General features: G+C 37.7%; 23 protein-coding genes, 1 tRNA gene and 1 pseudogene. All 25 read left to right on the top strand.

Annotated elements, in window-relative coordinates; all coding sequences use genetic code 11:
- Positions 1-786, top strand: coding sequence for a LicD family protein (locus I1J71_RS06205; RefSeq protein ID WP_195184122.1), 786 nt, complete (start codon positions 1-3; stop codon positions 784-786).
- Positions 787-805: 19 nt separating this feature from the next.
- Positions 806-1,528: a WecB/TagA/CpsF family glycosyltransferase gene (locus tag I1J71_RS06200; protein WP_195184138.1), complete on the top strand. Its 723-nt coding sequence runs from the start codon at positions 806-808 to the stop codon at positions 1,526-1,528.
- The gene (locus I1J71_RS06195; protein WP_195184121.1) at positions 1,503-2,588 is read left to right on the top strand and encodes a glycosyltransferase family 4 protein; all 1,086 of its coding nucleotides are present in this window, start codon (positions 1,503-1,505) and stop codon (positions 2,586-2,588) included. Before I1J71_RS06200 ends, I1J71_RS06195 begins: the two co-directional genes overlap by 26 nt.
- The gene (gene wecB / locus I1J71_RS06190) at positions 2,585-3,673 is read left to right on the top strand and encodes a non-hydrolyzing UDP-N-acetylglucosamine 2-epimerase (RefSeq protein WP_195184120.1); all 1,089 of its coding nucleotides are present in this window, start codon (positions 2,585-2,587) and stop codon (positions 3,671-3,673) included. Before I1J71_RS06195 ends, wecB begins: the two co-directional genes overlap by 4 nt.
- 5 nt (positions 3,674-3,678) lie before the next feature.
- Positions 3,679-4,644 carry a glycosyltransferase family 2 protein gene (locus tag I1J71_RS06185; RefSeq protein WP_195184119.1) on the top strand — a complete coding sequence of 322 codons (966 nt, stop codon included), beginning with the start codon at positions 3,679-3,681 and terminating at the stop codon, positions 4,642-4,644.
- Between the two features lie 6 nt (positions 4,645-4,650).
- Entirely contained in the window at positions 4,651-6,066 is a 1,416-nt protein-coding gene (locus I1J71_RS06180; protein ID WP_195184118.1) for a flippase, read from the top strand.
- A gap of 217 nt (positions 6,067-6,283) precedes the next feature.
- Positions 6,284-7,432: a polysaccharide polymerase gene (locus I1J71_RS06175; RefSeq protein ID WP_195184117.1), complete on the top strand. Its 1,149-nt coding sequence runs from the start codon at positions 6,284-6,286 to the stop codon at positions 7,430-7,432.
- Positions 7,433-7,558: 126 nt separating this feature from the next.
- On the top strand, positions 7,559-8,656 hold the full coding sequence (gene glf / locus I1J71_RS06170; protein WP_195184116.1) for a UDP-galactopyranose mutase: 1,098 nt from the start codon (positions 7,559-7,561) through the stop codon (positions 8,654-8,656).
- Between the two features lie 15 nt (positions 8,657-8,671).
- On the top strand, positions 8,672-9,727 hold the full coding sequence (locus I1J71_RS06165; protein WP_195184115.1) for a sugar transferase: 1,056 nt from the start codon (positions 8,672-8,674) through the stop codon (positions 9,725-9,727).
- Positions 9,728-10,121: 394 nt separating this feature from the next.
- A pseudogene (gene ftsA, locus I1J71_RS06160) lies at positions 10,122-11,313 on the top strand (cell division protein FtsA); the annotation flags it as partial.
- Positions 11,304-11,489: a cell division protein FtsA C-terminal domain-containing protein gene (locus I1J71_RS08710; protein ID WP_416385345.1), complete on the top strand. Its 186-nt coding sequence runs from the start codon at positions 11,304-11,306 to the stop codon at positions 11,487-11,489. The pseudogene ftsA and the gene I1J71_RS08710, both read left to right, overlap by 10 nt.
- A 16-nt stretch (positions 11,490-11,505) precedes the next feature.
- Positions 11,506-12,759 carry a cell division protein FtsZ gene (gene ftsZ, locus I1J71_RS06155; RefSeq protein ID WP_195184113.1) on the top strand — a complete coding sequence of 418 codons (1,254 nt, stop codon included), beginning with the start codon at positions 11,506-11,508 and terminating at the stop codon, positions 12,757-12,759.
- 5 nt (positions 12,760-12,764) lie between these two features.
- Positions 12,765-13,436: a YggS family pyridoxal phosphate-dependent enzyme gene (locus I1J71_RS06150; RefSeq protein ID WP_195184112.1), complete on the top strand. Its 672-nt coding sequence runs from the start codon at positions 12,765-12,767 to the stop codon at positions 13,434-13,436.
- Positions 13,437-13,445: 9 nt separating this feature from the next.
- The gene (locus tag I1J71_RS06145; RefSeq protein WP_006149540.1) at positions 13,446-13,994 is read left to right on the top strand and encodes a cell division protein SepF; all 549 of its coding nucleotides are present in this window, start codon (positions 13,446-13,448) and stop codon (positions 13,992-13,994) included.
- On the top strand, positions 13,994-14,254 hold the full coding sequence (locus I1J71_RS06140; RefSeq protein WP_004254129.1) for a YggT family protein: 261 nt from the start codon (positions 13,994-13,996) through the stop codon (positions 14,252-14,254). The genes I1J71_RS06145 and I1J71_RS06140 overlap by 1 nt, the downstream gene beginning before the upstream one ends.
- The gene (locus tag I1J71_RS06135; protein ID WP_195184111.1) at positions 14,251-15,036 is read left to right on the top strand and encodes an RNA-binding protein; all 786 of its coding nucleotides are present in this window, start codon (positions 14,251-14,253) and stop codon (positions 15,034-15,036) included. Before I1J71_RS06140 ends, I1J71_RS06135 begins: the two co-directional genes overlap by 4 nt.
- An 8-nt stretch (positions 15,037-15,044) precedes the next feature.
- Complete coding sequence (locus I1J71_RS06130) at positions 15,045-15,299, top strand: DivIVA domain-containing protein (RefSeq protein ID WP_195184110.1); 255 nt, start codon at positions 15,045-15,047, stop codon at positions 15,297-15,299.
- A gap of 16 nt (positions 15,300-15,315) precedes the next feature.
- On the top strand, positions 15,316-16,122 hold the full coding sequence (locus I1J71_RS06125) for a DivIVA domain-containing protein (protein ID WP_074324969.1): 807 nt from the start codon (positions 15,316-15,318) through the stop codon (positions 16,120-16,122).
- Positions 16,123-16,377: 255 nt separating this feature from the next.
- A complete protein-coding gene (ileS, locus tag I1J71_RS06120; RefSeq protein ID WP_195184109.1) occupies positions 16,378-19,170 on the top strand; it encodes an isoleucine--tRNA ligase in 2,793 nt (930 codons plus the stop codon).
- Between the two features lie 101 nt (positions 19,171-19,271).
- Positions 19,272-19,640, top strand: a complete 369-nt coding sequence (locus I1J71_RS06115) for a hypothetical protein (protein ID WP_195184108.1) — start codon at positions 19,272-19,274, stop codon at positions 19,638-19,640.
- Between the two features lie 132 nt (positions 19,641-19,772).
- Positions 19,773-20,465 (top strand): phosphoglycerate mutase, encoded by a 693-nt coding sequence (locus I1J71_RS06110; RefSeq protein ID WP_000240128.1) that lies wholly within the window; start codon positions 19,773-19,775, stop codon positions 20,463-20,465.
- A gap of 120 nt (positions 20,466-20,585) precedes the next feature.
- Positions 20,586-20,738: a 50S ribosomal protein L33 gene (rpmG, locus tag I1J71_RS06105; protein WP_001809375.1), complete on the top strand. Its 153-nt coding sequence runs from the start codon at positions 20,586-20,588 to the stop codon at positions 20,736-20,738.
- A 9-nt stretch (positions 20,739-20,747) separates the two neighbouring features.
- On the top strand, positions 20,748-20,924 hold the full coding sequence (gene secE, locus I1J71_RS06100; RefSeq protein ID WP_004254104.1) for a preprotein translocase subunit SecE: 177 nt from the start codon (positions 20,748-20,750) through the stop codon (positions 20,922-20,924).
- 49 nt (positions 20,925-20,973) lie between these two features.
- Complete coding sequence (gene nusG, locus I1J71_RS06095; protein ID WP_016466132.1) at positions 20,974-21,510, top strand: transcription termination/antitermination protein NusG; 537 nt, start codon at positions 20,974-20,976, stop codon at positions 21,508-21,510.
- 111 nt (positions 21,511-21,621) lie between these two features.
- A tRNA-Glu gene (locus tag I1J71_RS06090) sits at positions 21,622-21,693 on the top strand.
- The last annotated feature ends 9 nt before the right edge of the window (positions 21,694-21,702 follow it).

Genomic DNA, 21,702 nt, shown 5'->3' with positions numbered 1-21,702 from the left:
ATGAATAAAGTGAGAGAAATTCAATTAGGAGAGTTAACACTTTTAGAAAGTTATATCGATCTTTGTAAAAGACATGATTTGCGTTATTACGCCTTGGGTGGGACATTACTCGGTGCCATTCGTCATAAAGGATTTATCCCATGGGATGATGATATGGATTTAGGAATGCCTAGAAAAGATTATGAAAAATTCTTGACAATTTGTGAACAAGAGCTTCCTGAAAGTGTTATTTTAAGACTTCACGATGATAATCTAGGTAATACTTCGATTATGGATACTTCAATCCAAATTCAATTTGGTAATGAATGGTGTAGTCCTTTTATTGATATCTTTCCCTTAGATGGTTACCCAGAAGACGGAATCCATTACTGGTTGCATACGAATAAAATAAAATTCTATCGTGCTTTATCTAAAATTTCTGTTATCGATCGTATACATGAGAGAGATAGAGGCTCGTTCGAAAATGCGATTGTAAAAGTTTCAAAAAGTTTAAAATTAAATAAACTTTTAAACACTTCAAAAATTAATAAAAAATTGCAAAGTATCATCAAACAATATGATTACGAGACTAGTACTATGGTCGGGAATGTCTTGGGTTCCTATCGAGAACGTGAACTCGCAAGAAAAGAAGTGTTTGGGGAACCGCAATTACTAGAATTTGAAAGTTTACAAATAAGTTGTCATGCAAATCCCGATGAATATTTGACAAAAATATACGGTGATTACATGCAACTGCCAAAAGAAGCTGAGCGTAAGGGTCATTTTGAGTCTACGTGGGGAGATTGAATTGAATAGTTTTGATTTAATGGGGGTCAGAATTGACCCCTTAACAATGGACGAAACTGTCCAAGCCGTTGAAAAATTTGTTCTTGAACAACGTCCACTCCACCTAATGGGAGTGAATGCAGATAAAATTAATCAATGCCAAACAGATGAATCGATTAAAAAGATAGTGAACGATTCTGAAATCATTAATGCAGATGGTGCTTCAGTTGTTCTAGCTTCCCGTTTTTTGGGTTATCAAGTTCCTGAGAGAGTCGCTGGGATTGATTTGATGCAAAAGTTGCTCCATTTAGCCAATGAAAAGTCATATTCGGTTTATTTTTTTGGTGCCAAGGAAGAAGTTTTAATAGATATGTTGGAAATCTTTAAGAAAGATTATCCGAATTTACGAGTTCTTGGACATCGCAATGGTTATTTTTCTGAAGAAGATGAATATGGCATTCAAGAAGACATTCGTGAGAAAAATCCTGATTTTGTTTTTGTTGGGATCACCTCTCCTAAGAAAGAATACATCATTCAAAAATTTATGGATCAAGGTGTTAATTCTGTCTTTATGGGAGTCGGAGGTAGTTTTGACGTTTTATCTGGCCATATTAAACGAGCTCCTTTATGGATGCAAAATGCGCATCTTGAGTGGCTGTTCCGCGTGGCAAATGAACCTAGACGCCTCTTTAAACGTTATTTTGTAGGGAATGCCACTTTTATTAAGCGAGTTTTAGATGAAAAACGAAAATCGAAAAAATAGTATTTTACATATTTCGCGTACCATGGATATAGGTGGTGCAGAGCGTATTGTTTACCAGTTGAGCTCAGATTTAAAAGATGAGTTTGACAGTGTTCATGTCGCATCTACGGGTGGGCTTTGGGAGAGCGAACTGGCTGCTCAAGGGATTCAACATCATAAAATTTTAGATATCGATAGTAAAAATCCTGTGACGGTATTAAAGCTACTCTTTAGTATTCACCAGATTATCAAACAAAAAGGGATAACAATAGTCCACACTCATCATCGGATGGCTGCTTTTTATATCCGTTTATTAAAACTTGTTCATCCAAAATTGATACACGTTTATACAGCCCACAATGTCTTTAAAGATAAACTGCCTCTATATGGATTTGCTTTAAAAAATGCTAAAAGTGTGGCAGTGGGAGAAGCTGTAAATAAAAACTTAAAAGAAGATGTAGGTATTACTGATAGCAGGGTTATTTATAATGGAGTTGTTTTAAAAGAAACGGATGACCAGGTCGATGAGATTATCAGTTATGGTGGGATTAAACTTGGCTGTATTGCTAGGTTATCTGAGCAAAAAGGCTTGACTTATCTCCTTGATGCTATGTCTTTACTGACTATTAAGGATATTCGATTATTTATCGTTGGTGAAGGTGAGCTTCGAGAAGAGTTGGAAAACAAGGTTAAAGAACTAAATCTTCAAGATTCGGTAATTTTTTTAGGATATCGCAAGGATATCGTCGAATGTATCAATAGTTTTGATTTTTGTGTTTTGCCTTCAGTATTTGAAGGATTTGGTTTAGTTGCCATTGAGGCATTTATGAATAGTAAAACCTTAGTTGCGACGGATATACCGGGATTAAACGAAGTTGTAACAAATAAAAATGGGGTTTTAGTCCCAGCAAAAGACCCTGCTGCTCTAGCATCTGCTATTGATAAATTAGCTACAGATGCAACACTAAGACAGGAACTTGCTAGCCAAGCAAAAAAAGACTATGAAAACAGATTTAGTTATCCTATGTTTTTGGAAAACTATCGAGCATTGTATAGAGAAATACAGGGAGAACCAAAATGAAAAAAGTAATGTTGGTTTTTGGGACACGTCCAGAAGCAATAAAAATGTGTCCATTAGTAAATGAGTTAAAGAAAAATGATTCAATTGAGACTATTGTCTGTGTAACTGGCCAACACAAAGAAATGCTTGAACAAGTTTTGGATGTCTTTAAAGTAGTTCCTGATTATGATTTAGGAATTATGAAAGCGAACCAAACTCTATTTACAATCACGACTAGTATTCTAGACAAGATTCAAACGGTTTTTGAGCAAGAAAAACCAGATATCGTTCTTGTTCACGGTGATACAACTACGACTTTTGCTACGGCTTTAGCTGCATTTTATTTGGGTATCAAGGTTGGGCATGTGGAAGCAGGTTTGCGAACTTATAATCTTCAAAGTCCGTTCCCTGAAGAATTCAACCGCCAAACCACTTCCATTATTGCAGATTATAATTTCGCCCCGACAGAAGTTGCAAAGGAAAATCTGCTAAAAGAAGGAAGAAAAAATATCTTTGTGACTGGGAATACCGTTATTGATGCTTTGAAGACAACTGTCCAGGAAAATTATGACCACCCAATTTTAGAGTGGGCTAAGGACAGTAAGTTAATTATGCTGACAGCTCACAGACGTGAAAATCTTGGTCAACCAATGGAGCATATGTTTAATGCCGTTAATCGCATTTTAAATGAATTTGAGGATGTCAAGGTTGTTTACCCAATTCATAAAAATCCTAAAGTTCGTGAATTGGCCAGTAAAGTATTTGGTGATAATGAACGCATGAAAATTATTGAACCTTTAGAGGTTATTGATTTCCATAATTTCATGAACCAAAGCTACATGATTTTAACAGATTCTGGTGGTGTGCAGGAAGAGGCTCCATCCTTAGGGAAGCCTGTTTTAGTCATGCGAGATACAACAGAGCGTCCGGAGGGGATTGCTGCTGGAACATTGAAATTAGTGGGTACGGACGAAGAAAATATTTACTCTAATTTTAAACTTCTTTTAGAAAACCAAACAGAATATAACAAGATGAGTAAGGCTAGCAACCCATACGGAGATGGAAAAGCTTGTGAAAGAATCGTCGATATTATTTTGGAAGGATAGGGATAATGGATAAGGTTTCTATTGTTGTACCTGTGTACAATGTTGAAGACTGCCTGAGTTATTGTGTAGAAAGTCTACGACAACAGACCTATAAAAATATAGAAATTATACTGGTAGATGATGGTTCTACAGATTCTTCAGGAGAAATTTGTGACCAATATGCTCGAGAAGATGAGCGTATTAAAGTACTTCATATTGATAATGGAGGTCAATCTCGTGCCAGAAATATTGGAGTCCAAGCATCATCTTCTGATTGGATTATGTTTTTAGATTCTGATGATTATTACGATTTAAAAGCCGTCGAGTATTTAGTTGCTTTGAGAGATAAATACGTAGTCGATTTAGTCGTCACGTCAATTGTTGAAGTACGAAATTATCAAACAGAATTGAATACTGACGACATTTCTCTTGAAAATAGTGAGAAATTAGATCGTTATACAGGCCTTGTTCGTATGTTTTACGGAAATAGTGTTGGAACACATCCAGGTGGTAAACTCTATAAGAAAGAGATTTTACTTCAGTATCCTTATCCAGAGGGAATGATATACGAAGATTTAGCGATGGCTTACGAGCATATTCATTACTGTACTGAAATTGCGGTTGGGTATAGAAGTGTTTATAAATACTACCGACGCATGGGCAGTACTGTTAATTCGAAGTACAGTGAACGTCTCTTAGATTTTTACAAGGCCATGGAATGGAATAGAAGTTATATCGAACGAGACTATCCTAATGATAAGGAAATGAGAAGAGCTTTAAATGTCCGCTACGTCTTTAATGGTCTACATGTTGTCCATGCTATGCTCAGTTCAGATATGTATTTGGATGTCAATAAAATCAGAAAAGAATACACTAGATATTTTAACGATATTATTCCTAATCCAAATACAACAGGGAAAAATAAAGTGAAATACTTGATGCTTTTGGTTTCTCCAAAACTGTATGAAAAAATTAGAGAGAAGATGGGTTAGGTAAGAATGAAGGTTTTAAAAAATTATGCATATAATCTCTCTTACCAACTACTAGTCATAATTCTTCCAATTATAACGACACCTTATGTGACCCGGGTATTTAGCTCAAATGATTTAGGGATATACGGCTACTTTAATTCAATTGTTACCTACTTTATTCTTTTAGCTACTTTAGGTGTTGCCAACTACGGAACAAAAGAAATTTCAGGCCATAGGAAGGATATCGGGAAAAACTTTTGGGGCATATATACCTTGCAACTTGGTGCCACAATCCTTTCAATCACCTTATACATTATCGTGTGTCTCTCTTTTTCATTTATGCAGAATCCAGTTGCATATATTTTGGGATTGAGCTTGGTATCTAAGGGGATGGATATCTCCTGGCTCTTCCAAGGATTGGAAGACTTTCGTAAGATAACGGTTAGAAATATTACTGTCAAACTTGTAGGTGTTATTTCGATTTTCTTGTTTGTTAAATCAGCAAACGATTTATATTTATATGTTTTTTTGTTGACTATATTTGAGTTGCTGGGGCAGTTGAGCATGTGGTTGCCAGCTAGAGAATTTATCGGGAAACCACATTTTGATTGGACCTATGCTAAACAACACTTGAAACCAGTTATTCTCTTGTTTTTGCCTCAAATAGCTATTTCGCTATATGTTACTTTGGATCGTACTATGCTAGGAACATTAGCTTCAACTAAAGACGTCGGGATTTACGACCAAGCCTTAAAATTGGTCAATATTTTGCTTACACTAGTGACTTCATTAGGAAGTGTGATGCTTCCTCGTGTTGCCAATCTCCTATCTACTGGAGATCACAAGGCTGTAAACAAAATGCATCAGATGTCTTTCTTAATATACAATTTAGTCATTTTTCCTATCATTGCAGGAGTGTTGATTGTTAATGATGATTTCGTCCAATTTTTCTTAGGACAGGATTTCCAAGATGCTAAGTATGCGATAGCAATTATGATTTTTAGAATGTTCTTTATTGGTTGGACAAATATTATGGGTATTCAAATATTGATTCCACATAATAAAAATAAAGAATTTATGATTTCGACAACAATTCCAGCTATTGTGAGTGTCGGTTTAAATTTATTATTACTACCTAAATTAGGTTACATCGGAGCAGCCATTGTTTCTGTATTAACAGAAGCTTTAGTATGGGCTATTCAACTATATTTTACAAGAAACTATTTAAAGGAAGTGCCTTTTCTTGCTTCGACAGTTAAAATTATAGGAGCATCAGCTCTCATGTACGGTGTACTATTCGTTGTAAAAACTACAGTGAATTTTACGCCTGTTATAAATGTTATGGTATTTGCTGTAATAGGAGCGGTGATTTACATTTCTCAAATACTATTCTTAAAAGTAATTAGTCCAAAAGAGTTGAAACGGCAGTTATTGAATAAGTGACATTGTATGGAATAAATAAGAGATCTCAGTAGCTTATAGTTTTATTGTGAAATAAACTCTTGTAAAGATTAAATTCGCTTTGGTTGATTAAATAGTTAGGAAAGGGAGGATAGAAGAGTATAAGTGAACTAGGGGATTAAAGAAATACTATTTTTCTCATTCAATTCGATATTTCTTTTTCTTATAATTCACCCTGTATGATTCTTTTTCAAAAAATATGATAAAAATTAAATTTGAAAACTTACTAGTCAGCATTGTTGTATCTGTAGTGGTGTTTTTTAATACCATATCAACTACGATGCTGGATAGGACTTTTTTTCAAGTTAAACTAAATTTCCTATTTTTAGTTGTATTGCTTTTAGGGCTTCGTTTTTTACATAAAATGCGGGTCTCATACAAATATCTAATATTTTCTATTCTATTGTTGCTTTCGGGGATTTTAGTGTATTTTCAAACGAATAGGCTTAATTTTCTAGTCTATTCGCTGCTACTAGTCCTCTTGGTTAATGTGGATATGAAAGTAGTTTTGAGGAACTATGTAATTGTAGCTGGTGTTCTTGTAGTTGGAGTTTTTCTTTTATCGCTGGTTGGCATTGTTCCTAACCTGCAATATAATCGTGCGGGTGTTATTCGAAATTCGTTTGGGTTTATTTATCCTACCGACTTTGCATCACATTGCTTCTATCTATTTATAGCAATTTCTTATCTTTTAAAAGATAAATTGATATGGTCCAGAACTCTGTTTGGCTTCTTGCTATCAGCTTTTATTATAAAATACTGTGATGCACGTTTAAATGCTTTGTCAATCTTGTTAGCGACAGTTATTTTTACATATTTTTATTATAGCAAGGGGAAAAAATTAAAAATATTTGCCTTGCTACCTTATTCGGCTGTTGTATTCGCTTCAGTTGTTACCTATTTATCATACAAGTTTTCATGGTCTGATCCATTTTTAGTATCGATAAACAAATTAATTACGGGAAGGCTGGCTCTAGGCAGGAATGCATTTACTACATTTGAAGTGCATCTATTTGGGACTAGAAACGTTCAATTTATCGGATCAGGTGGAAAAACAGAATCTGTAATTGGGTATAACTATGTGGATTCTTCTTATGTGCAGATGTTGTTTACATATGGAATAGTTCCTGTAGTCCTATTGATCGTAATTTATGTTGTCGCCTCGAGAAAACAGTATAAGGATGGTCAATATTTATTCGTTGCGATTTTATCATTGATTGCTTTTAACTGTATGATTGAAGCCTTTTGGTTTGTTCCTACATATAATATATTCATGTTTTTGCTATTTACAACAAATACCTTTAGCAAAAAAGAATCAAATGATATTGTTGCATCAAATGAGACTTAGCTCTAGTACAAAATTTTAGGCGGGTCTAATACATGAAATGATACCTTTCTAAAAAAGTAACTAACCTTTGCTGATCCTGAGTCGGCATTAATAAGAAATTGTAGAGTTTATTAACGGAGTTTTAATATGTATGACTATTTAATCGTTGGAGCAGGTTTGTCTGGAGCAATCTTTGCACACGAAGCTACAAAACGTGGCAAAAAAGTAAAAGTGATTGACAAGCGTGATCACATCGGTGGAAACATCTACTGTGAAAATGTTGAGGGCATCAATGTCCACAAGTATGGCGCTCACATTTTCCATACTTCCAACAAAAAAGTGTGGGATTATGTCAACCAGTTTGCTGAATTTAATAACTATATCAACTCACCAGTGGCTAACTACAAGGGGAACCTTTATAATCTTCCTTTCAACATGAATACCTTCTACGCTATGTGGGGGACCAAGACTCCCCAAGAAGTCAAAGACAAGATTGCCGAGCAAACGGCTGATATGAAAGATGTTGAGCCTAAAAACTTGGAAGAACAAGCCATCAAGTTGATTGGTCCGGACATCTATGAAAAATTGATCAAGGGCTATACAGAAAAACAATGGGGACGTTCTGCAACAGACCTTCCTCCGTTTATCATCAAACGTCTTCCGGTTCGTTTGACCTTTGATAATAATTACTTTAACGACCGTTACCAAGGGATTCCAATCGGTGGCTACAACGTCATCATTGAAAACATGTTGGGCGACGTCGAAGTAGAGCTTGGGGTTGATTTCTTTGCTAATCGTGAAGAGCTGGAAGCATCAGCAGAAAAAGTAGTCTTCACAGGGATGATTGACCAGTACTTTGATTACAAACATGGGGAGTTGGAGTACCGCAGCCTGCGTTTTGAACACGAAATCTTGGATGAGGAAAATTATCAAGGGAATGCTGTAGTCAACTATACCGAGCGTGAGATTCCTTATACTCGGATTATCGAGCATAAGCACTTCGAGTATGGAACCCAGTCGAAGACAGTCATCACCCGTGAATACCCAGCTGACTGGAAACGTGGGGATGAACCCTACTACCCAATCAATGATGAAAAGAACAACGCTATGTTTGCTAAATATCAAGAAGAAGCAGCCAAAAATGACAAGGTCATCTTCTGTGGACGCCTAGCAGACTATAAATACTACGATATGCACGTGGTCATTGAGCGTGCTTTGGAAGTCGTAGCAAATGAATTTGATTGAAAGAAACAGAGATCCATGAAGTATTTTCTAAAAGAAGAGTTTTTAAAAGATTCTGGTGCTCGTAACGCCGGAAATAAGGCTAGAAATGATGTCGAGGAGATCGTCAAACGAGAAGGTTATCAACCTTTGTTGTTAACAGTTGATAATTGGTACCATATGGGAACCGTTAAAGCTCAACAACACAAGGCGAAAGCTCTAGCTCAAGCTTTCTCTCAGTTGAAATCAGGGGATCAATTATTGATTCAATTTCCCATGCTCCACCATAGTTTTTTCACCACTCGATTGGTAAGAAAAATCCAGCGAAGTGGGGTGAAAGTCTACTTTATTATCCATGATTTGGAAGCTTTACGATATGCTAATTTGGATACAGTACCTTTAAAACATAAGATTCGGGTTCATCTTCAAGAATCAAGTTTGTTGAAGATAGCTGATGGAGTGATTGCCCATAATCCAATCATGAAATCTGTTTTAGTGGACAAAGGGATTGCAGAAGATAAGATTGTTAGTCTTGGAATTTTCGACTATTTGATTCCAGATTTTCAAGAAAAGAGTGGCCAAACAAAAGATCACCCCATTATTGTCGCAGGTAATTTGGCTCAGGAAAAAGCGGGTTATCTTTATAAACTTCCTGCAGAACCTTCTTATAATCTCTATGGTGTCGGCTTTGATGAGAATAGAGCTCTTTTAAACGAAACCTACTTTGGTTCCTTCCTGCCTGATGAGTTACCTTCAGTTCTTGAGGGAGGCTTTGGACTTGTCTGGGACGGTGATAGTGCTGACACGTGCAGTGGTGTCTTTGGTGAGTACCTTCGCTTCAACAATTCTCACAAGGCATCCCTTTATTTGGCATCTGGATTCCCACTTGTAGTGTGGGAACAGTCTTCCTTGTCTCGTTTTGTGCTTGAGAATGGCTGTGGGATTGCAGTAGAATCGCTTCATGATTTAAAAAACACGATCGAAAATCTATCAGATGTCGATTATCAAGAATTGGTTGCAAATGCAAAAAATATTGGTAAAAAGATACGAGATGGTTTCTACCTAACCAGTGCTCTTAAAGAATTAACAAAATAAGAAGTCTTTTTGGACTTCTTTTTTTGTTACAACTAATCGTTTTTGTATAAAAATTAGACCAGCAGAGAACGATTTTTTAGGGGAAAATTAAGTACTTCTCCTTAACTTAAAATTGAAATGAACTTGGCATGAAAATACTTGAAAAAATACAATAAATTACACCGCATTTTTCAGCTTTTCTGACTCTTTTACACTGTTTTTCATAGAAAAAATAAAAAAGAGGGACTTGTAATGGAATATTAAAATAAATTTAATGAAAAACCTTCGATAAAATCACAAAAAATTAGGCACGAATCGGATTTTTGTGATATAATATTCTGTGAATAGCTATGCCTTCTTGTAGCTATTAAAAAATCAAAGTGTGAAACTTGGAAGATAGAGAGGACGCAATGTAATGACTAGAAATGGTTTCTTTACAGGCTTAGATATTGGAACAAGCTCAATTAAAGTGTTAGTTGCTGAGCTTGTAGATGGTGAAGTAAATGTAATCGGTGTTAGTAACGCCAAAAGTAAAGGTGTCAAGGATGGGATTATCGTTGACATCGAAGCCGCAGCAACGGCTATCAAATCTGCTATTTCTCAAGCAGAAGAAAAAGCAGGAATTTCAATCAAATCAGTAAACGTTGGACTTCCAGCAAACTTGTTGCAAGTGGAACCAACTCAAGGAATGATTCCTGTAACATCAGATACAAAAGAAATTACAGATCAAGATGTTGAGAATGTTGTCAAATCAGCTTTGACTAAGAGCATGACACCTGATCGTGAAGTGATTACGTTTGTGCCAGAAGAATTTGTAGTAGATGGTTTCCAAGGTATTCGAGACCCTCGTGGTATGATGGGTGTTCGTTTGGAAATGCGTGGACTTCTCTATACAGGTCCAAGAACCATTCTTCACAACCTTCGTAAAACTGTAGAACGTGTTGGAGTTCAAGTCGATAACGTGATTATTTCACCACTTGCAATTGTAAACTCTGTTCTTAACGAAGGCGAACGTGAGTTTGGAGCGACTGTTATCGATATGGGTGGTGGTCAAACAAGTGTTGCTACTATCCGTAATCAAGAACTTCAATACACAAATGTTTACCAAGAAGGTGGCGATTACGTCACTAAAGACATTTCAAAAGTTCTTAAAACTTCTAAGAAGATTGCAGAAGGTTTGAAGCTTAACTACGGTGAAGCTTATCCGCAACTTGCAAGCAAAGAAACTTTCCAAGTTGAAGTGATTGGTGAAGTAGAACCTGTTGAAGTTACAGAAGAATACTTGGCTCAAATTATTTCAGCTAGATTAAAACATATCTTTGAACAAATCAAACAAGATTTGGAAAGAAGACATTTGTTGGACTTGCCAGGAGGTATTGCTCTGATTGGTGGGAATGCTATTCTACCAGGTATCGTTGAGCTTGCCCAAGAAGTACTTGGAGTTCGTGTGAAACTTTATGTTCCAAACCAAGTAGGTATCCGCAATCCTGCATTTGCTCATGTGATTAGTTTGTCAGAATTTGCTGGAAGTCTTACAGAAGTGAATGTTTTAGCTCAAAGAGCTATCAGAGGAGATCAAGTTCTACGTCAACAACCAATTGACTTCAGAACTTCAAGTCAGGAAAAACCTGCAGCTTCTCAACGTTCAGTGTTTGGTACAACTTCAACTGAATCAGCAGAACCAACTTATGCTGCTGACTCAACAACTCCAAATCAATCAGAAGAGAAACCAAAATTAACTGAGCGATTCCGTAGCTTAATCGGAAGCATGTTTGATGAATAGGATAGAGGAATAAAATATGACATTTTCATTTGATACAGCAGCAGCACAAGGTGCAGTAATTAAAGTAATTGGTGTCGGTGGTGGCGGTGGAAACGCCATTAACCGCATGGTTGACGAAGGCGTTTCAGGTGTTGAGTTCATCGCAGCCAACACAGATGTACAAGCCTTGAGCAGTACAAAAGCTGAAACAGTTATCCAACTTGGTCCAAAATTAACTCGCGGACTTGGTGCTGGAGGACAGCCTGAAGTTGGTCGTAAGGCTGCTGAAGAAAGCGAAGAAGTAATTACTGAAGCTATCAGTGGTGCAGATATGGTCTTCATCACTGCTGGTATGGGTGGTGGTTCTGGTACAGGTGCTGCACCAGTTATCGCTCGTATCGCTAAAGGTTTAGGTGCTTTGACTGTTGCTGTTGTGACACGTCCATTCGGTTTCGAAGGAAGCAAACGTGGTCAATTTGCGGTCGAAGGGATTAACGAACTTCGCGAACATGTTGATACTCTCTTGATTATCTCAAACAACAACTTATTAGAAATTGTTGACAAGAAAACTCCACTTCTTGAAGCTTTGTCTGAAGCAGATAACGTTCTTCGTCAAGGTGTTCAAGGGATTACAGATTTGATTACAAATCCTGGTTTGATCAACTTGGACTTCGCAGACGTGAAGACGGTGATGGCAAACAAAGGAAATGCCCTTATGGGTATTGGTATCGGTAGCGGAGAAGAACGCGTTATTGAAGCGGCTCGTAAAGCTATCTACTCACCACTTCTTGAAACAACTATCGATGGAGCAGAAGATGTTATCGTTAACGTAACTGGTGGTTTGGATATGACTTTGATTGAAGCAGAAGAAGCTTCTGAAATCGTCAATCAAGCTGCTGGACATGGCGTAAATATCTGGCTCGGTACTTCTATTGATGAATCAATGAAAGATGAAATCCGTGTAACTGTTGTTGCTACTGGAGTTCGTCAAGATGCAGTCGATAAAGTTGTAGCGCCGCAACCAAGACAAACGTCGTTCCGTGAACCAGTAAAATCTGGACATACACGCACTTATGACCGTCATTTTGATTTAGCAGAAACAGCTGAACTTCCAACTCCTTCACAACGTCACACTGAAGCGCCTAAAGCATCAGCTTTTGGTGACTGGGACTTGAGACGTGATTCAATTGTTCGTCAAGGTGAATCAGTCGTATCACCAGTTGAGCGTTTTGAAGCACCAGCTTCTGACGAAGATGAGTTGGAAACACCACCATTCTTTAAAAATCGTTAATAGAGATGGATTTAAAAGAAAATACAAATCAGGTATTTCAACAGGTTACAAAAGCAATTCAAGAAACCGGCCGTGAAGACGGTTCGGTTTCTGTAATTGCCGTAACAAAATATGTTGATATTGCAACTGCAGCAAATTTGATTGACCAAGGAGTCAAACACATCGGTGAAAACCGTGTTGACAAATTTCTTGAAAAGTATCATGCTTTAAGTGATAAAGATGTTACTTGGCACTTGATTGGTAGCTTACAAAGAAGAAAAGTCAAGGATGTTATTCCTTTTGTTGATTATTTTCACGCTTTAGATTCTTTGAAATTAGCCCAAGAGATTCAAAAACGTGCCGATCGAACCGTTAAATGTTTTTTGCAGGTCAATATTTCTGGAGAGGAAAGCAAGCATGGTTTTTCAAAAGAAGAACTATTGACAGTCTTGCCAGACTTGTCTAGCTTGAATCAAATCGAGTATGTTGGTCTCATGACCATGGCTCCCTTTGAGGCCCAAACAGAAGAGTTGCAAAAAATCTTTAAAGAAACGCAAGAGTTGCAACAATACATCCGTGAACAACAATTCCCCAATATGCCAATGACAGAACTAAGTATGGGAATGAGTCGTGACTACAAAGAAGCGATTCAATGTGGCTCGACTTTTGTTCGAATTGGTACAGCATTTTTTAAATAGGAAATAATCATGTCATTAAAAGATAAATTTGATAAATTTATAGATTACTTTACAGAAGATGGAGATGAAGTTGCTTCAGAAGTTGTAGCTGCACAACCTGAACGTTCACTAGCTTCGGTTCCTCAAAAAAGAGAATTGCCACAGCAAGCTGCTGCTCAAGATTCTTCTTCAGTCGGAGCAAAAGAGAAAAATATTACAAAACTTCATGCCCGTCAGCAACAACTAGCAATTGAAAGCCATCACTCTACTGAAAAAGTAACCATCGATGTTCGTTACCCACGCCGTTATGAAGATGCAACAGATATTGTTGATTTGTTGGCTGGAAATGAAAGTATCTTGATTGACTTCCAATATATGACAGAAGTTCAAGCTCGTCGTTGTTTGGATTACTTGGATGGAGCACGTCATGTCCTTGCTGGTGAGTTAAGAAAAGTAGCGAACACAATGTATCTTTTGACACCTGTTGGTGTTGTGGTAAACATTGAAGATATTCGTTTACCTGAAGAAGCTCAAAGCGAAGAATACGACTTTGACATGAAGAGAAATAGAGTACGTTAATGTTTCTAATAATTCGTTTTATCCAAAATGCTACAGATATCTATTCACTGATACTTGTAGCTTTTGCTCTATTATCATGGTTTCCAAATGCCTATAACACACAGTTGGGGAAATTTTTAGAGACTTTGTGTAAACCAATTCTTGAACCTCTAAAACGTCTACCTCTTCAAATCGCAGGTTTGGATTTCTCTGTTTGGATAGCTCTAATTCTCTTGCGCATGATTAGTCGCTATCTTATCAATTTGCTAGTCATATTATGAGCAAGGAACTTTACCAACATTTCGCAACGGAGGATATTCCATTCATCGATAAGGGCTTGGAATGGTTGAGTCAAGTCGAGGAGCACTATGCACCGATTTTATCTCCTTTTATAAATCCTCACCAAGTATTTATCTTGGAAACTTTGGGAAATAATAGAGGGATAAAAGTCTTCTCTAGTACGAGTTATATCTCTTCGGAATACGCTAGGGTTATTTTAGCGCCCGATTACTTCATGCCAAGTTTGGAAGATTTTGAAATGACCTTGCTTGAGATTGTGTATCCCAGCAAGTTTCAGCAACTGACCCATTCAAAGATATTGGGTACAGTTCTCAATCGACTAGGTATTGACCGTAAGTTATTCGGAGACATTCTGGTGACAGAAGATAAAGCCCAAATTATTGTCGATCGAAGATTTACCACTCTTTTCCAAGATGGAATTCAAAAGATTTCCAAGTTGCCTGTAAGTTTAGTAGAACGTCCTTTTTCAGATATGATAGAATCCAAAGATGACTATCAAGAAAAAGAAGTCTTGGTTTCAAGTCTTCGTCTGGATACCTTCTTATCTAGCATATTGAAATTATCTCGTTCCCAAACTTCGGCCCTGGTTGAAAAAAAGTTGGTTCAAGTCAACTATCATATAGTTGAAAAATCGGACTATCCGGTAAAAATTGGTGATTTAATCAGCGTCAGACGCTTTGGTCGAATTATCTTACTTAAAGAAAACGGTCAAACCAAAAAGGATAAGAAAAAATTAACAGTCCAGCTACTATTAAGCAAGTGAGAATAAACATGTCAATTACACCACAAGAAATTAGTGATAAAGAATTCTCAAAAACATTCAGAGGCTACGATAAGGAAGAAGTTGACGAATTTTTAGATAAGATTTATATTGACTACGAGGAGTTGGTCCGTTACAAGGATGAGACAGAACGCTATATTAAAAGACTAGAAGAACGTCTTTCCTATTATACGAATGATATTCCTAAGAGAACAGTAACAAACGAGCAGGAACCAGAAGCAATTAATGATTCTATTTTTTATTAAATAAGTGAGGAAAAATATGCCAATTACATCGTTAGAAATTAAGGATAAAACCTTTGGTGTTCAGTTTAGAGGTTTTAACCGTGAAGAAGTTGATGAATTTTTAGATATTGTTGTTCGTGACTATGAAGATTTAGTTCGTAGTAATCATGAAAAGGATCAACATATCAAAAATTTAGAAGAGCGTCTATCTTATTTTGACGAAATCAAAGATTCGTTGAGTCAGTCAGTTTTGATTGCCCAAGACACAGCTGAACGTGTAAAACAAGCTGCGAACGACCGTTCTAATAACATCATTAAGCAGGCTGAGCAAGATGCTCAACGTTTACTTGATGAAGCTAAATACAAAGCCAATGAAATTTTGCGACAAGCAACAGATAATGCAAAAAAAGTTGCTGTAGAAACTGAAGAGTTGAAGAACAAGAGTCGCGTCTTCCACCAACGTTTGAAATCAACAATCGAAAGTCAGTTGGCTATTGTTGATTCATCAGATTGGGAAGAAATTTTGCGTCCGACTGCAACTTATCTTCAAACGAGCGACGAAGCATTCAAGGAAGTCGTCCAAGAGGTTCTAGGTGAAGATGTATCTTCATATCATGATGAAGAACCAATTGACATGACTCGTCAATTTTCTCCAGAAGAAGTTGCAGAACTTCAAGCGCGTATTGAAGCTGCTAACAAAGAATTGTTAGAGGCTGAACAAGCTGCTGAAGAGTCAACTGAAGTTGAAGTTCTGCCAGCTGCTGAAACTCCTGTTGAGCCAGCACATGAGGAAGGACCTCAAGATGATGCTGACACTCAACAAGAATCAGTTCTAATTTTATAAGAATCTCATTAGAGAACAAGAATTTATCAATCAAATTTCTAGCGAGTAGGAGATGGTGGAAGTCCTACAATCCCTGTTGGTAAGTTTATCCTCTCTTAGTATCAAATCTGAAAATAGTAAGATTTGACGTTGCCCACGTTACGGGAAAAGAGGGAAAGAGACTAGGTCTTTTTCCGAACAAAGGTGGTACCACGATTTTCGTCCTTTTTGCGAGTCGTGGTTTTTATATTGTCAATTTACATTAAAGGAGTAAACATGAAACTTAAAGAAACCCTCAATCTTGGGAAAACAGAATTTCCAATGCGTGCCGGTCTTCCGACCAAAGAGCCAGTTTGGCAAAAGGAATGGGATGAAGCTAAACTTTATCAACGTCGTCAAGAATTAAATGAAGGAAAACCGCATTTCACGCTTCATGATGGCCCTCCGTATGCCAACGGGAACATCCACGTAGGACATGCCATGAACAAGATTTCTAAAGATATCATTGTTCGTTCTAAGTCTATGTCAGGATTTTACGCACCATATATTCCAGGTTGGGACACTCATGGTCTGCCAATCGAGCAAGTTTTGGCAAAACAAGGCGTTAAACGCAAAGAAATGGACTTGGTTGAGTACTTGAAACTTTGCCGTGAATACGCTCTGTCTCAAGTAGATAAACAACGCGAAGACTTTAAACGTTTGGGTGTTTCTGGTGACTGGGCAAATCCATATGTAACCTTGACGCCGGACTATGAAGCAGCGCAAATCCGTGTCTTCGGTGAAATGGCTAATAAAGGCTATATCTACCGTGGAGCGAAGCCTGTTTACTGGTCATGGTCATCAGAGTCAGCCCTTGCTGAGGCGGAAATTGAATACCACGACTTGGTTTCAACATCCCTTTACTATGCCAACAAGGTAAAAGATGGTAAAGGTGTCCTTGATACAGATACTTTCATCGTCGTTTGGACAACAACTCCATTCACCATCACGGCTTCTCGTGGTTTGACTGTTGGTGCGGATATTGATTACGTCTTGGTGCAACCAACTGGCGAAACCCGTAAGTTTGTCGTGGCTTCAGAATTGTTGAACAGTTTGTCTGAAAAATTTGGCTGGGCAGATGTTCAAGTTTTGGCAACTTATCGTGGTCAAGACCTCAACCACATCGTGACAGAACACCCATGGGATACAGCTGTAGATGAGTTGGTGATTCTTGGTGATCACGTTACAACTGACTCTGGTACAGGTATTGTCCATACAGCCCCTGGTTTTGGTGAGGATGACTACAATGTCGGTGTTGCCAATGGGCTTGAAGTTGCTGTGACTGTTAACGAACGCGGGATCATGATGGCCAATGCTGGAGCAGAGTTCGAAGGTCAATTCTACGACAAGGTTGTGCCAACAGTTATTGAAAAACTTGGTGATTTACTTCTTGCTCAAGAAGAAATCTCTCACTCTTACCCATTTGACTGGCGTACGAAAAAACCAATCATCTGGCGTGCAGTGCCTCAATGGTTTGCTTCTGTATCTAAATTCCGCCAAGAAATCTTGGACGAAATTGAAAAAGTGAAGTTCCACTCAGAGTGGGGTAAAGTCCGTCTTTACAACATGATTCGTGACCGTGGTGACTGGGTCATCTCTCGTCAACGTGCTTGGGGAGTTCCTCTTCCAATCTTCTATGCAGAAGATGGTACACCAATCATGACAGCTGAAACCATCGAGCATGTAGCTCAACTCTTTGAAGAACATGGTTCAATCATCTGGTGGGAACGTGATGCCAAAGACCTCTTGCCAGAAGGATTTACACATCCAGGTTCACCAAATGGCGAGTTCAAGAAAGAAACAGACATCATGGACGTTTGGTTTGACTCAGGTTCATCATGGAATGGTGTCGTAGTTAATCGCCCCGAACTTAAATATCCAGCAGACCTCTACCTAGAAGGTTCTGACCAATATCGTGGTTGGTTCAACTCATCTCTCATCACATCTGTGGCTAATCATGGTGTAGCACCATACAAACAAATCTTGTCGCAAGGTTTTGCCCTTGACGGTAAAGGTGAGAAGATGTCTAAATCTCTTGGGAATACCATTGCTCCAAGCGATGTTGAAAAACAATTTGGTGCGGAAATCTTGCGTCTCTGGGTAACAAGTGTTGATTCAAGCAACGACGTGCGTATCTCTATGGATATCTTGAGCCAAGTTTCTGAAACTTACCGCAAGATCCGTAACACGCTTCGTTTCTTGATCGCCAATACTTCTGATTTTAACCCAGCTGAGGATGCAGTAGCTTACGAAGAGCTTCGTTCCGTTGATAAGTACATGACCATTCGCTTTAACCAACTTGTTAAGACCATTCGTGACGCTTATGCTAACTTCGAATTCTTGACAATCTACAAAGCCCTAGTGAACTTTATCAATGTTGATTTGTCTGCCTTCTACCTTGACTTTGCCAAAGATGTTGTTTACATCGAAGGGGCTAAGTCACTTGAACGCCGTCAAATGCAAACGGTCTTCTATGACATCCTTGTGAAAATCACCAAACTTTTGACACCAATCCTTCCTCACACAGCAGAAGAAATCTGGTCATATCTAGAGTTTGAAGCGGAAGACTTCGTTCAATTGTCAGAATTACCAGAAGCTCAAACATTTGCTAACCAAGAGGAAATCTTGGATACCTGGTCAGCCTTCATGGACTTCCGTGGCCAAGCTCAAAAAGCCTTGGAAGAAGCGCGTAACGAAAAAGTCATCGGTAAATCTCTTGAAGCTCACTTGACCGTTTATCCAAATGAAGTGGTGAAAACTCTTCTTGGAGCTGTTGATAGCAATGTAGCACAACTCTTGATTGTCTCTGAATTGTCAATCGCTGAAGGATCAGCTCCAGAAGCTGCAGTGGCCTTTGAAGATGTAGCCTTCACGGTTGAGCGTGCGGCTGGTGAAGTTTGTGATCGTTGCCGTCGTATCGATCCAAGTACAGCAGAACGTAGCTATAATGCAACTATCTGTAATCACTGTGCAAGCATCGTTGAAGAAAACTTTGCGGATGCAGTAGCAGAAGGATTTGAATCTAAATAGTCTAACAAAAATACAGGAGAAATTCCTGTATTTTTTTAAAAAATAAAAACTTTAATAAAAATATGGTATAATATACCTTATTAAAATAAAAGGAGATATTTATGAAGACAAAAACACTAGCACAAGTAGATGGCTTTATTGGTATTATTGCAGGAGCTATTTTAGCTTTCTTACCAATTTTTATGGTATTTCTTGCAGCCGTTTCTGAAGACGAAGATGCTGCAGGGCTAATTTTGGGCATTATTTTCATTGTTTTCTCTTTAGTGAAAATTGCAACCCTCATTCTTGGAATCCTCTCACTTGTCTACTATAAGGATGACAATCGTATTTCACTAGCACCATCGATTCTATTTATCGTCGGATCTGTAGTTGCCTTGATTCCTTTCCTTGGGTGGATTGGTGGAATCGTCCTTGTCATTGGTGGAGCTTTGTACCTAGCAAGCTTGAAACAATTTAGAATTGAAGAATAAATTATTTTTTAGGGAAGAGTCCATGAGCTCTTCTCTTTTTCGTTGATTTTAACTAGCTTTTTTGTGAAAAATTGTGTAAAATAGAATAGATAAACGAGGGCAACCTCGAAAAATAAAAGGAGAATCCAACTAATGGTAAAATTGGTTTTCGCTCGCCACGGTGAGTCTGAATGGAACAAAGCTAACCTTTTCACAGGATGGGCTGACGTAGATCTTTCTGAAAAAGGTACTCAACAAGCTATCGATGCTGGTAAATTGATCAAAGAAGCTGGTATTGAATTTGACCAAGCTTACACTTCAGTATTGAAACGTGCAATCAAAACAACTAACCTTGCACTTGAAGCATCTGACCAACTTTGGGTTCCAGTTGAAAAATCATGGCGCTTGAACGAACGTCACTACGGTGGTTTGACTGGTAAAAACAAAGCAGAAGCTGCTGAGCAATTTGGTGATGAGCAAGTTCACATCTGGCGTCGTTCATACGATGTATTGCCTCCAGCAATGGATCGTGATGATGAGCACTCAGCACACACTGACCGTCGTTACGCTTCACTTGATGACTCAGTAATTCCAGATGCTGAAAACTTGAAAGTGACTTTGGAACGTGCTCTTCCATTCTGGGAAGATAAAATCGCTCCAGCACTTAAAGATGGTAAAAACGTATTCGTAGGTGCACATGGTAACTCAATCCGTGCCCTAGTAAAACACATCAAACAATTGTCAGACGACGAAATCATGGATGTGGAAATCCCTAACTTCCCACCATTGGTATTCGAATTTGACGAAAAATTGAACGTAGTTTCTGAATACTACCTTGGTAAATAATGTAAAATAGAGTCTAGGATTATTCCTAGGCTTTTTTATTTTGAAAATAGGAAAATGTAGAGTGTAATTTAACTTGTCAAAGACAAGGATTCTTGTTATAATAGATAGGATGGAGGCGCTATGGCACTTAAAAAAGCAAGTTTAGCCTGTGCGGTTTGTGGTTCAAGAAACTACTCAATTAAAATTAGTGGGAATCCAAAACCGACTCGCTTAGAAGTAAATAAATTTTGTAAACATTGTGGTAAATACACAACACATCGAGAAACGAGATAGGAGATAAGAATGGGTTTTATTAAGGATATCTTTACACTTCTTAAAGATACAACTTGGCCAACTCGAAAACAAAGTTGGGTAGATTTCAAATCTATCATGGAATATACTGCCTTCTTTGTTGTCATCATTTATATTTTTGACCAGTTAATCGTTAGCGGATTGATCCGATTCATTAACATTTTTTAAGATAGTATAAATAGGCTGAAAGAAGTTTACCATTAAGAAAGGAAAAAAGATGGATAGTTTTGATAAAGGATGGTTTGTCCTACAAACATATTCTGGTTATGAAAATAAAGTAAAAGAAAATCTCTTGCAACGTGCACAAACATACAATATGTTGGATAATATCCTACGTGTGGAAATTCCAACTCAAACTGTGCAAGTTGAAAAAAATGGGAAGAAAAAAGAAGTTGAAGAAAATCGCTTCCCAGGATATGTCCTTGTGGAAATGGTTATGACTGATGAAGCTTGGTTTGTAGTTCGTAATACACCAAACGTTACAGGATTTGTCGGCTCACACGGGAATAGATCTAAACCAACTCCGCTTTTGGAACAAGAAATCAGAGATATCTTGGTATCAATGGGACAAACGGTTCAAGAATTCGATATCAATGTTGAAGTTGGTCAAACAGTTCGAATCATTGATGGTGCCTTTACTGATTACACAGGAAAAATTACTGAAATTGATAATAACAAAGTGAAAATGATTATTTCAATGTTTGGTAATGATACAGTAGCAGAAGTAAACTTGAATCAAATTGCTGAATTGTAATATCAGTTACCGATTAACTTGTGAATCTAGAATCTTGTCAACTAATTTTAAAAAAAACTAGTTGACAAGATTGTAAAAGTGTATATAATAGAAAGAGTTGAAAAAGCTCAGGGTTCGTTGGTCAAGGGGTTAAGACACCGCCTTTTCACGGCGGTAACACGGGTTCGAATCCCGTACGGACTATGGGTGTAT

The organism is Streptococcus infantis (assembly GCF_015546995.1).
Classification (GTDB): Bacteria; Bacillota; Bacilli; order Lactobacillales; family Streptococcaceae; genus Streptococcus; species Streptococcus infantis_J.
This window is presented reverse-complemented; position numbering and strand designations above follow the sequence as displayed.